We start from the raw sequence: 12,193 nt of genomic DNA, 5'->3' as shown, positions 1-12,193 counted from the left end.
CATGACGACCACAGACCACAGCGGCGACGTCCGCCTCTCGGGCATCACCAAGACCTACGGCTCCTTCACCGCCGTCCACCCGCTGGACCTGACCGTCCCGCAGGGCTCCTTCTTCGCCCTGCTCGGCGCGTCCGGCTGCGGCAAGACCACCACCCTGCGCATGATCGCGGGCCTGGAGGAACCGACCGGCGGCACCGTCCACCTCGGCGACCAGGACGTGACCCGGCTGCCCCCGTACAAGCGGCCGGTGAACACCGTCTTCCAGTCCTACGCCCTCTTCCCGCACCTCGACGTCTTCGAGAACGTCGCCTTCGGGCTGCGCCGGCGCGGGATCAAGAGCGTGAAGAAGCAGGTCGGCGAGATGCTCGACCTGGTCCAGCTCGGCGAGCAGACCCGCCGCAGGCCGCACCAGCTCTCCGGCGGCCAGCAGCAGCGCGTCGCCGTCGCCCGGGCGCTGATCAACCGCCCCAAGGTGCTGCTGCTCGACGAGCCGCTCGGCGCGCTCGACCTGAAGCTGCGCCGCCAGATGCAGCTGGAGCTCAAGCGCATCCAGACCGAGGTCGGCATCACCTTCGTCCACGTCACGCACGACCAGGAGGAGGCCATGACCATGGCCGACACGGTCGCCGTGATGAACGCGGGCCGCGTCGAGCAGCTCGGCGCCCCCGCCGACCTGTACGAGAACCCGAGGACGACGTTCGTCGCCAACTTCCTCGGCACCTCCAACCTCATCGAGGCCGAGGTCGACACCGCGGGCGGCGACGAGATCGTGCTGAGGGCGGGCGGCGGCAAGCTGACGCTGCCCCGGGCGCGCTGTACGGCCCCCACGGCGGCCGGCGGAAAGGTGCTGGTCGGCGTGCGGCCCGAGAAGATCTCCCTCACCCACGCCGACGACGCGGGCGCGATCCCGGCGGGCCGCAACCGCGTCACCGGCAGGATCGCCGACGCCAGTTTCATCGGCGTCTCCACGCAGTACGTCGTCGACAGCCCGGCCGGCGCGGAGCTGTCCGTGTACGTCCAGAACGTCGACCGCGACATGCGTCTCGTCCCCGGCGCCGAGGTCGTCCTGCACTGGAACCCGGCCCACACCTTCGGTCTGGACGCGGCCCAGGACATCGACGCGGGCACCGAGGAAGAGGCGGTCTGATGGCGACCGTCACCGAAGCGCCGCCCCTGGCGCCCGCACCCGAGGCGAAACCCCCGCGCCGGCGGGGCCGCTGGACGCCGTACCTCCTGCTGCTGCCCGGTCTGCTGTGGCTGCTGGTCTTCTTCGCGCTGCCGATGGTCTACCAGGCCTCCACCTCCGTGCAGACCGGCTCGCTGGAGGAGGGGTACGAGGTCACCTGGCACTTCGCCACCTACTGGGACGCGCTGTCCGAGTACTGGCCGCAGTTCCTGCGCTCGGTGCTCTACGCGGGCGCCGCGACCGTGCTGTGCCTGCTGCTGGGCTATCCGCTGGCGTATCTGATCGCGTTCCGCGCGGGCCGCTGGCGCAACCTGATCATGATCCTGGTGATCGCGCCGTTCTTCACCAGCTTCCTGATCCGCACGCTGGCCTGGAAGACGATCCTCGCGGACGGCGGCCCGGTCGTCGGCGCCCTGGACGCGCTGCACGTCCTGGACGTCACCTCCTGGCTCGGCATGACCGCCGGCGACCGGGTGCTGGCCACCCCGCTGGCGGTGGTGTGCGGACTGACGTACAACTTCCTGCCGTTCATGATCCTGCCGCTGTACACCTCGCTGGAGCGGATCGACGGCCGGCTGCACGAGGCCGCCGGGGACCTGTACGCGCGGCCCGTCACCACCTTCCGCAAGGTCACCTTCCCGCTGTCGATGCCGGGCGTGGTCGCGGGCACCCTGCTGACGTTCATCCCGGCCGCGGGCGACTACGTGAACGCCGACCTGCTCGGCTCCACCGACACCCGCATGATCGGCAATGTGATCCAGTCGCAGTTCCTGCGGGTTCTGGACTATCCGACGGCGGCGGCGCTGTCCTTCATCCTGATGTTCGCGATCCTCGTCATGGTGTCGCTCCACATCCGCAGGTCCGGCACGGAGGATCTGGTCTAAATGGCATTCGTGAACTGGTTCAGGCGCCATCTCGTGGTGCTCGCCGGACTGCTGACGCTCGGTTATCTGCTGCTGCCGAACGTCGTCGTGACGGTGTTCTCCTTCAACGACCCGAAGGGCCGCTTCAATTACGAGTGGCAGACGTTCTCCACGGACGCCTGGACCGATCCCTGCGGGGTCTCCGGGCTGTGCGACTCGCTCGCGCTCAGTCTCCAGATCGCCTTCTGGGCGACGCTGGGCGCGACCGTGCTCGGCGCGATGATCGCCTTCGCGCTGGTCCGCTACCGGTTCCGGGCGCGGGGCGCGGTCAGCTCGCTGATCTTCCTGCCGATGGCGATGCCCGAGGTCGTGATGGCCGCCTCGCTGCTGACGCTCTTCCTCAACATGGGCGTGCAGCTCGGTTTCTGGACGATTCTCATCGCCCACGTCATGTTCTGCCTCAGTTTCGTCGTCACGGCCGTCAAGGCGCGCGTGATGTCGATGGACCCGCGTCTGGAACAGGCCGCGCAGGACCTTTACGCCGGTCCTTTCCAGACGTTCCTCCGGGTGACCCTGCCGATCGCGGCGCCGGGCATCGCGGCGGGCGCGCTGCTCGCCTTCGCGCTCTCCTTCGACGATTTCATCATCACCAATTTCACCGCGGGCTCGACCGTCACCTTCCCCATGTTCGTCTGGGGCTCGGCACAGCGCGGAACGCCCGTCCAGATCAATGTCGTCGGCACGGCCATGTTCCTGCTCGCCGTGCTGTTCGTCCTGGTTTCCATGGTCGTCGGAAACCGCCGCACCAAGCACAAGTCCTGACAGTCGTGGGGAGTTGAAAATCATGGCCCCAAGCGCCATGAACCGTTGGACCAGATCTCTTTCCGACGCCCAGCCGGTCCCGTACTGGCTGGACGACCCCGGCAGGCCCCGCCCCGAGCCCGCGCTGACCGGCGCCGAGACCTGCGACCTGCTGGTCGTCGGCGGCGGCTACAGCGGACTGTGGACCGCGCTGATCGCCAAGGAGCGCGACCCCGCACGGGACGTCGTCCTGCTGGAGGGCCGCGAGGTGGGCTGGGCCGCCTCCGGCCGCAACGGCGGCTTCTGCGCCGCCTCCCTCACCCACGGCCTGCCCAACGGCCTCACCCGCTGGCCCGGCGAGATCCACAAGCTGCAGGAGCTGGGCGCCCGCAACCTCGACGAGATCGAGCAGGCGGTCGCCCGGCACGGCCTCGACTGCGACTTCGAGCGCACCGGCGAGATCGACGTGGCCACCGAGACGTACCAGGCGTGGGAACTGCGCGACTGGTACGAGCGGATGGTGCGCGAGGGGCTCGGCGACGGCTTCGAGTTCCTGGACGCCGACGCCGTCCGCGCCCAGGTCCACTCGCCCACCTTCCAGGCCGGCCTGCACGACCGCCGGGGCGTCGCCCTGGTGAACCCGGCCAAACTGGTCTGGGGCCTCAAGCGGGCCTGCCTGCGCCTCGGCGTGCGGGTCTACGAGCACACCCCCGCGCTCACCCTGAAGCCGTACGGCGCCGGGATGAGCGTGCGCACCCCGTACGGCGAGGTCCGCGCCCGCAAGGCAGCCCTGGGCACCAACATCTTCCCCAGCCTGGTCAGACGGGCGCGGCACTACACCGTCCCCGTCTACGACTACGCCCTGATGACCGAGCCGCTCACCGACGAGCAGCTCGCGTCGGTCGGCTGGCGCGGCCGGCAGGGCCTCGGCGACAGCGCCAACCAGTTCCACTACTTCCGCCTCTCCGCCGACAACCGCATCCTGTGGGGCGGTTACGACGCCATCTACCCCTACGGCGGCCGGGTGCGCGCCGAGTACGACGACCGCCCCGAGACGTACGCCAAGCTCGCCGGCCACTTCTTCACCTGCTTCCCGCAGCTGGAGGGCCTGCGCTTCACGCACGCCTGGGGCGGGGCGATCGACACCTGCTCACGCTTCTCGGCGTTCTTCGGCACGGCGTACGGCGGCCGGGTCGCCTACGCGGCCGGGTACACCGGCCTCGGGGTGGGCGCCACCCGCTTCGGCGCCGACGTCATGCTCGACCTGCTGGCGGGGGAGCGCACCGAACGGACCGAGCTGGAGATGGTCCGCAGGAAGCCGCTGCCCTTCCCGCCGGAGCCGTTCGCCTGGACCGGCATCGCGCTCACCAAGTGGTCGCTGGCCAGGGCCGACGCCCACGCCGGGCGGCGCAATCTGTGGCTGCGGACGATGGACCGGCTGGGGCTCGGCTTCGACAGCTGACCGCCCGCACGGGCGAACGGGCGGGCGTGCGGCACACGCCCGTGTGATCCGGCTCACTCGGACGAGTGAGCCGGACCCGCGTAATGGACGCCGGTGACCTCCCTCTCCCTCGTGACGCGACCAGCGTCGGACACGAGAGACAGGGAGGTCTCCTCATGGCAGGGGCGAAGACGGCGGTCGAGTGGCTGGCATCCGTGGCGCCGGATCCCGAGGCGTGCCGCTGGGAGTGGGAGCGCAGCCCCCGCGGGGTCGCGCTGCTGCCGGCGGGCAAGGCCTGGGACGTCCTGATCCTGCCCGGCGAGCTGGGCTACCCCACGCTCGACGTCCTCACCCGCATCATCGACCAACCCGGGCCCGTGCTGGCCGACTTCGGCGACGCGCGGGTCGGCTTCCTGGTGCCGCCGGGCACCGCCTCGCGCTGGGTCGGCACCGGCGTCCGCACCGCCGGAAGCGGCACCTGGATCGTGGTGCCGTATCCCGGCCGGCCGTCCGGCGGCGTGCGCTGGCTGGTGCCGCCGGACGGCTCGGGCACCCTCACCGACCCGGCGCTGCTGGAACTGGCGATGCACGAGGCGGCGGCGGGACTGGCGGAGGACGGACGGGCGGAGGGCGGATCGTCCGGGGGCGGGGCTCCCCGGGCGTGACGGAGGACGGCTCCGGCCGCCGCAACCCTTGACAACCGGGATTGGTCTGGACCAAGTTGTGGGCGCTCCACCCTGCCCCTTCCCCCCTCCGCGGAGGCACTCGTGGATCGCTTCAGACCTCTCGCCGTCCTCACCGCCGTGGCACTGACCATGCCCGGCGTGACCGCGCTGTCGTCGGCCGCCCGTGCGGCCGACGCCGACCTCGCCAGGAACGGCGGATTCGAGGCGGGCCTGGACGGCTGGTCCTGCACCGCCGGCACCACCGTCAACAGTCCCGTCCGCAGCGGCACTTCCGCGCTGAAAGCCACCCCGGCCGGCAGCGACAACGCCCGCTGCTCCCAGACCGTGACCGTCAAACCCGATTCCCAGTACACGCTCAGCGGCCATGTCCGGGGCTCGTACGTCTACCTCGGCGCGAGCGGCACCGGCACCACCGACGTCTCCACCTGGACCCAGTCGGCCCCCGACTGGCGGCAGTTGACGACGACCTTCCGCACCGGCCCGAACACCACCCGGGTCACGATCTACACCCACGGCTGGTACGGCACCGGCGCCTACCACGCCGACGACATCTCCCTCGTCGGCCCCGGCGGCGAGACCGGACAGCCGCCCGCCCCGCCGGCCGGCCTGCGCACCGGCACCGTCACCGCCACCAGCGTCGCCCTGTCCTGGTCGCCGGTCACGGGCGCGACGGGGTACGCCGTCTACCGCGACGGCACGAAGGTCCAGACGGTGAGCGGGACCTCGGCCACCGTGACGGGCCTGACGCCCTCGACGGCGTACGCCTTCCAGGTGGCCGCCGTGAACGACGCCGGCGAGTCCGCCAGGTCCGCGACGGTCACCGCGACGACCGCGCCCGGCTCCGGCGGCGGCTCCTCCGACCTGCCGCCGCACGCCCTGGTCGGCTACCTCCACGCCAGTTTCGCCAACGGCTCCGGCTACACCCGCCTGGCCGACGTCCCCGACAGCTGGGACGTCATCGACCTGGCCTTCGGCGAGCCGACCTCGGTCACCTCCGGCGACATCCGCTTCGAGCGCTGCCCGGCGACCGAGTGCCCGGGCGTGGAGAGCGACGCCGAGTTCAAGGCCGCGATCCGGGCCAAGCAGGCGGCCGGAAAGAAGGTGCTCATCTCGATCGGCGGCCAGAACGGCCAGGTCCAGCTCACCACGGCCGCCGCCCGCGACACCTTCGTCTCCTCCGTCTCGAAGATCATCGACGAGTACGGCCTCGACGGCCTCGACATCGACTTCGAGGGCCACTCGCTGTCCCTCAACGCCGACGACACCGACTTCAAGAACCCGAAGACCCCGGTGATCGTCAACCTGATCTCGGCGCTCAGGACCCTCCAGGCCCGGTACGGCGACGACTTCGTCCTGACGATGGCCCCGGAGACGTTCTTCGTCCAACTCGGCTACCAGTACTACGGAACCGGCCGATGGGGCGGCCAGGACCCGCGCGCCGGCGCCTACCTCCCGGTCATCCACGCCCTGCGCGACGACCTCGACCTGCTCCACGTCCAGGACTACAACTCGGGCCCGATCATGGGCCTCGACAACCAGTACCACTCCATGGGCGGCGCCGACTTCCACATCGCCATGACCGACATGCTCCTCACCGGCTTCCCGGTCGCGGGCGACGCGAACAACGTCTTCCCGCCGCTGCGCCCCGACCAGGTCGCCATCGGCATGCCGGCGTCCACGAACGCGGGCAACGGGTACGTCCCTCCGGGCGAGGTCACCAAGGCCCTCGACTGCCTGACGAAGCGGACCAACTGCGGCTCGTACGCCACGCACGGCACCTGGCCGTCGCTGCGGGGCCTGATGACCTGGTCGATCAACTGGGACCGGTTCGCGAACTGGGAGTTCCAGCGCACGTTCGACGGCTACTTCGGCTGACTCCGGCCGAGGTGGCGAACACCGTCAGCAGCACCGCCCCGAGGCACCAACTGGCCACCACGTCCAGCGGCCAGTGGTAGCCGTGCCGGACCAGCCCGACCCCGACGCCCAGGTTGACGACGGCGCCGCCCGCGACGACCGCGCGTCGGACGAGGGCCCGCCGCAGCCAGGGCAGGACCAGCAGGGCGGCGCAGCCGTAGGCGACGACGGCGGTGGCGGTGTGGCCGGAGGGGAAGTAGCCGGTGGCCGGGGGCACGGCCGGGGTCCCGGGACGGTCGGTCAGCTCCTTGACCGGCACGACGAGCACCGGCACCAGCGCCATCAGCCCGAGCGCGCCGGCCGCCGGCCGCCACCAGCGCCGCTCGCCCGCCCGCCGTCGGCGGCGGGCGGCGTAGGCGGCGACGGCGGCCAGGACGGGGACGGCGACCTCCACGTTGCCCAGGTCCGCGAGGGCGTCGGAGACCCGGCCGGGCCGGACCGCGGCCCGGCTGATCCGCTCGTCCAGCCGCACCAGCGGCCCGTCGGCGACGACCTGCCAGGTGATCAGGCCGAACAGCAGGCCGAGGGTCAGGCACAGGAGGAAAGGAGGGCACAGCGAGGGCGGCACGGGGGCGGCCGGGCGCGGTCGGGGCGAGGGGGGTCGCGGCATGAGGTACTGCCTACCGCATGACCGCCCCGTGCGGCCTCGTACCCCCGCGGGCCGCAGCGCGCACCTGGCCCCGGAAACGGCCGAAGGGCCGACGCAAGGGGGGGTGTGCGTCGGCCCTTCTCGACGGCCGGGATCGGGGGGGCCGATCACGGGCGTCCGAATCGGAACGTCGCGCGCCCCGGGGGGTCTGGGGCGGGCGACCGTCCGATCGGTGAGGAGACCCGGGGCGCGAGGCCCCGGTTTGTGTGCGCGAGGCACGACCAGGTCGAAGCTGGGGAGGCCCCGGCCTGTCGCCCGCGGCTTCCCACGGGCGGTATCTCTCATCGGTCAGAACCTACGACAGCGGGTGGGCGCGGGACAGCAGGATCGGTATCCCGCCATCCACCTCGCACACCTTCTTCACACGCTCATCGCGCGGGCCGCCAGACGTGCGGACGGCCGGCTCAGATGCGCGCGAACGCCTGCTCGATGATGTCGAGACCCTCGTTCAGCAGGTCCTCGCCGATCACCAGCGGGGGCAGGAAGCGCAGCACGTTGCCGTAGGTGCCGCAGGTGAGGACCAGCAGGCCCTCCGCATGACAGGCCTTGGCCAGGGCGGCGGTGGCCTCCGGCGCGGGCTCCTTGGTCGTACGGTCCTTGACCAGCTCGATGGCGATCATCGCGCCACGGCCCCGCACGTCGCCGATGAGGTCGAACTTCTCGGCCATCGCGCCGAGGCGGGCCTTCATGACCGTCTCGATGCTCTTCGCGCGGGCGTTGAGGTCCAGCTCCCGCATCGTCTCGATCGCGCCGAGCGCGCCGGCGCAGGCGACCGGGTTGCCGCCGTACGTGCCGCCCAGGCCGCCCGCGTGCGCCGCGTCCATGATCTCGGCGCGGCCGGTCACCGCGGCCAGCGGCAGACCGCCGGCGATGCCCTTCGCGGTGGTGATCAGGTCCGGGACGATGCCCTCGTCCTCGCAGGCGAACCACTGGCCGGTGCGGCAGAAGCCGGACTGGATCTCGTCGGCGACGAAGACGATGCCGTGGTCGGAGGCGAACTTCCGGATCGCCGGCAGGAAGCCCTTCGCCGGCTCGATGAAGCCGCCCTCGCCGAGCACCGGCTCGATGATGATCGCGGCGACGTTCTCCGCGCCGACCTGCTTGGTGATCTGGTCGACGGCCTGCGCGGCGGCCTCCGGACCGGCGTTCTCGGCGCCGGTCGGCCAGCGGTAGCCGTAGGCGACCGGCACGCGGTACACCTCGGGCGCGAACGGGCCGAAGCCGTGCTTGTACGGCATGTTCTTCGCCGTCAGCGCCATCGTGAGGTTGGTGCGGCCGTGGTAGCCGTGGTCGAAGACGACGACCGCCTGCCGCTTGGTGTACGCGCGGGCGATCTTGACGGCGTTCTCGACGGCCTCGGCGCCGGAGTTGAACAGGGCCGACTTCTTGGCGTGGTCGCCCGGCGTCAGCTCGGCCAGCGCCTCGGCGACCTCCACGTAGCCCTCGTACGGCGTCACCATGAAGCAGGTGTGGGTGAAGTCGGCGAGCTGGGCGCTCGCCCGGCGCACGACGGCCTCGGCGGACGCGCCGACGGACGTCACGGCGATGCCGGAACCGAAGTCGATCAGCCGGTTGCCGTCGACGTCCTCGATGATGCCGCCGCCCGCGCGCGCGGTGAACACGGGCAGCACCGAGCCCACGCCCTGGGCGACCGCGGCGACACGGCGGGCCTGCAGTTCCTGCGACTTCGGGCCGGGGATGGCGGTGACGACGCGGCGCTCCTGGGGGAGTGCGGACATGCGGGGCTCCTGGGGGTTTTGCGGATGCTTGCCTTCTTTCTTCGCAGGCTAGGGGCGGGGCGGGGGTGGGGGCATGCTCCATGTGGGCGTTGTTCGGGAGGGGCGGTTGTCCGTGGTGGACAGATCGGGAGGGGGAGGCGGGGCCAAAGCCGGGCCTGCGGCAAGGGCGCGGCGGGGGTGAGGGCGCGGGACACGGCGGGGCATCCGGCGCGGCCGGGGTCGGTCTTCGGTGAACTCCCCCTGCCGGGGCATTAGATTGACTCGCTGACGGTGCACGCAGCGGCTGGCCAGGGGGCAGGGCGATGAACAGCGACGGGACGCAGGACGCGCGGGGCACGCACCCGAACCCGGTGCCGCGTCCGGCGGGGCCGCCGGGGCCGTTCGGGCCGTCTGGGCCCTTCGAGGGGGCGGGGGTGCCGCCCGTGCCGCCCGCCCCGGCCGTCCCGCCCCGTCCGGCTGCCGCGCCCGGTCCGCCCGCGGGGTCGCCGCCCGGTGCGGCGGCCGGCGCCGAGCAGCCCGCGCCCGCCCGCTCCGCCGTCGCCGACTGGCTCGACGAGCCGCGCCCGGCGGTCAGGCCGGGGATCTGGCGCTTCGGCCACCGTCCGGCCAGGGACGACGGCCCGGCCGAGCGCCTCGCGCCGGTCACCATCGTCGGCGTACTGGTCCCGCTGGTCCTCGCCCTCGTGCTGTGGTCCATGTGGCGGCGCGGCGCCGTGCCCTTCCAGTGGACCCTGCTGCGCGTGTTCACCCCGGACGACTGGTGGTGGGGCGGCTCACTGGCCTCGCCCAAGGGCCTGGAGGGCGCGGAGGCCAAGGTGGTCTACGACGGCCTCTTCTTCGGGGTGCTGCTGTACGCCATGGGCCGGCTCGGCAGCTGGTCCGACATCGTGCGCCACGTCGTCGCCCGGCGTGAGCAGCCCGCGCGCGCCCTGCTCGCGGCCCTCGGCGCGCTCGCCACGCTGAGTTTCGTCTTCCCGAGCGCCTTCCCGGGCGTCGGCTGGGACGCCCTCCCCGTGGTCGCGCCGATCTTCTCCCTCGTCGTCCTGGTCACGGGCGGTTACGAGGTTTTCACCTCGCCCTGGACCACCGACGCGCTCTACGCCGTCATCACCCTTCTCGTCCTGTGGCCCTTCGCCCGGATCGGGGGCTGGCCGCAGCTCGCGCGCACCTGGCTCGCCGCCCGCCGCCGCACGGCGTCCGACGAGCCCCCGCCGGCCGTCGAGACCCCCCGATCCCACTGGCCCGCGTTGCGCGAGGCCGGCGCGTCCGACGCGGCGGACGTCCTCACCGCCGAGACGCTGGGCGGCCGGACGAACGACGTCGACTGCGCCCGGCTCGACCGGGCCTGGCGGCGCGCCCGGGGCCTCGGCCGGGCCGCCGCCTTCACGGACGCCGTGCTGCGCCAGGGCGGCGCCGCGCTGGTCCACCCCTCCGGCGCCCGCGACCTCCCCGTCCGCGCCGCCCGGCACGACCTGCTCGCCGGACAGGTGCGCATCGGACGCTGGACGCCCGCCGAGCGCACGCCGCTCGACTACCGGAACGCGGGCGCCGCCCTGGAACCGGAGACGCTCGGCACCTCCCTGCTCGTCGTGGGGCCGTCCGGGTCCGGCAAGACCCGCCGGGTCGTCGCGCCGGTCGTGGAGTCCCTCGCCCTGCAGGCCCTGACCGGCGGCTGCGCCGTCGTCGCGGTGTGCGCCGCCGGGGCGCCGGTCGGCCCCGACGCGGCCTTCGACATCGTCGTACGCCTCGGCAACGCGGCCTCGTCGTACGACCTCGACCCGTACGCCGGCTCCGTCGACCCCGACGAGGCGGCCGGGTTCCTCGCCGAGGCGCTGGCGGGAGACCTGGAGTCCGTGGGCGTCCAGCGGGCGGCCACGGCGCTGGCGCAGCTCCTCGGCCCCTACCGGGCGGCGTTCGGCGGCTTTCCGCCCCTCACCGTCCTGCGCCGGCTGCTGGAGGGCGACCCGGCGGTGGTGGGCGCGGTGCGCGAGGCGCTGGGAGGCGGGCGGCACGTCGCCATGGCCAGGGAACTGGAAGCGCGTATCCGCCAGACGGACACCCCCGGCGACCCCGGTCCGGCGCTCGCCGACCGGCTCGCCACCCTGGACCGGCCGGCCTTCGCGGGCTTCTTCGGCGCGGGTGGCGACGGGATCCGGCCGTTCTCGCTGCGGGCCGTCGCCCACCATCCGCTGCGGGTGCGGATCGACGTCCCCGAGCACGGGCACGAGGAGGCGTCCCGGCTGATCACCCGGCTGGTGCTGGCGCAGTTCTCGGCCGTCGTGCGGGAGGAGGAGCGGGAGCACTTCGCCTGCCTCGTCCTCGACGACGCGACCGGCGCGGTCACCGCCGAGTCCGTGCGGCGCGTCCAGCGGCTGCGGTCCCGCAACGCCGGGGTCGTGCTCGCGCTGCGCACGGTCGCCGACGTGCCCGAGCCGCTGCACGGGCCGCTCTACGCGGCGGTCGGCTGCCGGATGGCGCTGTCCGGCGTCACGACCTGGGACGGCAGCCGGTTCGCCGAGGCGTGGGGCAAGGAGTGGGTCGAGACCGAAGAGGTGGCCCATCACACCGTGTTCGCCGACCAGCCCATGACCCGGGCCATCCACGCCCTGCGCAAGATGGTCACCGGCAAGGCGGTCACCACGGAGGCGGTGACCGTCCGGCAGGTCGAGCGGGAGCGCTGGTCCGCCTCCCAGCTCGCCCACGAGGTGCCGCCGGGGCACGCGGTGCTGTCCCTGACGACGGTCGGCGGCGAGCACGCGCCGCCGTTGCTGGTGGATCTGCGGGATTGAGGGCCCGGGGCGGGGAGGGCGGTTCCCGGCCGTCGTGAGTCCTCGTCCGGAACCCGGGATCGTACGGTGAGGCAGAATCGACACAGGTCGTTCATACGCGGCGGCCAAAAGATCACCCCCTCGAC

The 12,193-nt window shown here is 72.7% G+C and carries 9 protein-coding genes; 7 read left to right on the top strand and 2 right to left on the bottom strand.

Annotated elements, in window-relative coordinates:
- Position 1 precedes the first annotated feature (1 nt).
- From ABZY13_RS13330 to ABZY13_RS13305, 6 genes are all read left to right on the top strand, one after another.
- Positions 2-1,147 carry an ABC transporter ATP-binding protein gene (locus ABZY13_RS13330; protein ID WP_356629980.1) on the top strand — a complete coding sequence of 382 codons (1,146 nt, stop codon included), beginning with the start codon at positions 2-4 and terminating at the stop codon, positions 1,145-1,147.
- Entirely contained in the window at positions 1,147-2,070 is a 924-nt protein-coding gene (locus ABZY13_RS13325) for an ABC transporter permease (protein WP_356629978.1), read from the top strand. Before ABZY13_RS13330 ends, ABZY13_RS13325 begins: the two co-directional genes overlap by 1 nt.
- Positions 2,071-2,871 carry an ABC transporter permease gene (locus tag ABZY13_RS13320; protein ID WP_356629976.1) on the top strand — a complete coding sequence of 267 codons (801 nt, stop codon included), beginning with the start codon at positions 2,071-2,073 and terminating at the stop codon, positions 2,869-2,871.
- A gap of 22 nt (positions 2,872-2,893) precedes the next feature.
- Complete coding sequence (locus tag ABZY13_RS13315) at positions 2,894-4,312, top strand: FAD-dependent oxidoreductase (protein WP_356629974.1); 1,419 nt, start codon at positions 2,894-2,896, stop codon at positions 4,310-4,312.
- A gap of 155 nt (positions 4,313-4,467) precedes the next feature.
- A complete protein-coding gene (locus ABZY13_RS13310; RefSeq protein ID WP_356629972.1) occupies positions 4,468-4,956 on the top strand; it encodes a hypothetical protein in 489 nt (162 codons plus the stop codon).
- Positions 4,957-5,106: 150 nt separating this feature from the next.
- Positions 5,107-6,852 carry a glycoside hydrolase family 18 protein gene (locus ABZY13_RS13305; RefSeq protein WP_356630148.1) on the top strand — a complete coding sequence of 582 codons (1,746 nt, stop codon included), beginning with the start codon at positions 5,107-5,109 and terminating at the stop codon, positions 6,850-6,852.
- Here ABZY13_RS13305 and ABZY13_RS13300 read toward each other — a convergent pair.
- Both ABZY13_RS13300 and gabT read right to left on the bottom strand, forming a co-directional pair.
- Positions 6,791-7,501, bottom strand: coding sequence for a phosphatase PAP2 family protein (locus tag ABZY13_RS13300; protein ID WP_356629970.1), 711 nt, complete (start codon positions 7,499-7,501; stop codon positions 6,791-6,793). The genes ABZY13_RS13305 and ABZY13_RS13300 overlap by 62 nt on opposite strands.
- Before the next feature lie 443 nt (positions 7,502-7,944).
- Positions 7,945-9,279 carry a 4-aminobutyrate--2-oxoglutarate transaminase gene (gene gabT, locus ABZY13_RS13295; RefSeq protein ID WP_356629968.1) on the bottom strand — a complete coding sequence of 445 codons (1,335 nt, stop codon included), beginning with the start codon at positions 9,277-9,279 and terminating at the stop codon, positions 7,945-7,947.
- A gap of 302 nt (positions 9,280-9,581) precedes the next feature.
- Here gabT and ABZY13_RS13290 point away from each other — a divergent pair, with 302 nt between their 5' ends.
- Positions 9,582-12,068, top strand: coding sequence for an ATP/GTP-binding protein (locus ABZY13_RS13290; RefSeq protein ID WP_356629966.1), 2,487 nt, complete (start codon positions 9,582-9,584; stop codon positions 12,066-12,068).
- The last annotated feature ends 125 nt before the right edge of the window (positions 12,069-12,193 follow it).

Origin of the sequence: Streptomyces sp. NPDC006610 (assembly GCF_040611575.1) — a bacterium.
GTDB lineage: Bacteria > Actinomycetota > Actinomycetes > Streptomycetales > Streptomycetaceae > Streptomyces.
The sequence above is the reverse complement of the archived record's forward strand: the minus strand, read 5'-3'. Positions and strand labels throughout refer to the sequence as shown.

Excerpts from the sequence above, each read along its gene's own strand:
- ABZY13_RS13330 (WP_356629980.1), top strand. The coding sequence starts at position 2 with ATGACGACCACAGACCACAGCGGCGACGTCCGCCTCTCGGGCATCACC.
- ABZY13_RS13325 (WP_356629978.1), top strand. The coding sequence starts at position 1,147 with ATGGCGACCGTCACCGAAGCGCCGCCCCTGGCGCCCGCACCCGAGGCG.
- ABZY13_RS13320 (WP_356629976.1), top strand. The coding sequence starts at position 2,071 with ATGGCATTCGTGAACTGGTTCAGGCGCCATCTCGTGGTGCTCGCCGGA.
- ABZY13_RS13315 (WP_356629974.1), top strand. The coding sequence starts at position 2,894 with ATGGCCCCAAGCGCCATGAACCGTTGGACCAGATCTCTTTCCGACGCC.
- ABZY13_RS13310 (WP_356629972.1), top strand. The coding sequence starts at position 4,468 with ATGGCAGGGGCGAAGACGGCGGTCGAGTGGCTGGCATCCGTGGCGCCG.
- ABZY13_RS13305 (WP_356630148.1), top strand. The coding sequence starts at position 5,107 with ATGCCCGGCGTGACCGCGCTGTCGTCGGCCGCCCGTGCGGCCGACGCC.
- ABZY13_RS13300 (WP_356629970.1), bottom strand. The coding sequence starts at position 7,501 with ATGCCGCGACCCCCCTCGCCCCGACCGCGCCCGGCCGCCCCCGTGCCG.
- gabT (WP_356629968.1), bottom strand. The coding sequence starts at position 9,279 with ATGTCCGCACTCCCCCAGGAGCGCCGCGTCGTCACCGCCATCCCCGGC.
- ABZY13_RS13290 (WP_356629966.1), top strand. The coding sequence starts at position 9,582 with ATGAACAGCGACGGGACGCAGGACGCGCGGGGCACGCACCCGAACCCG.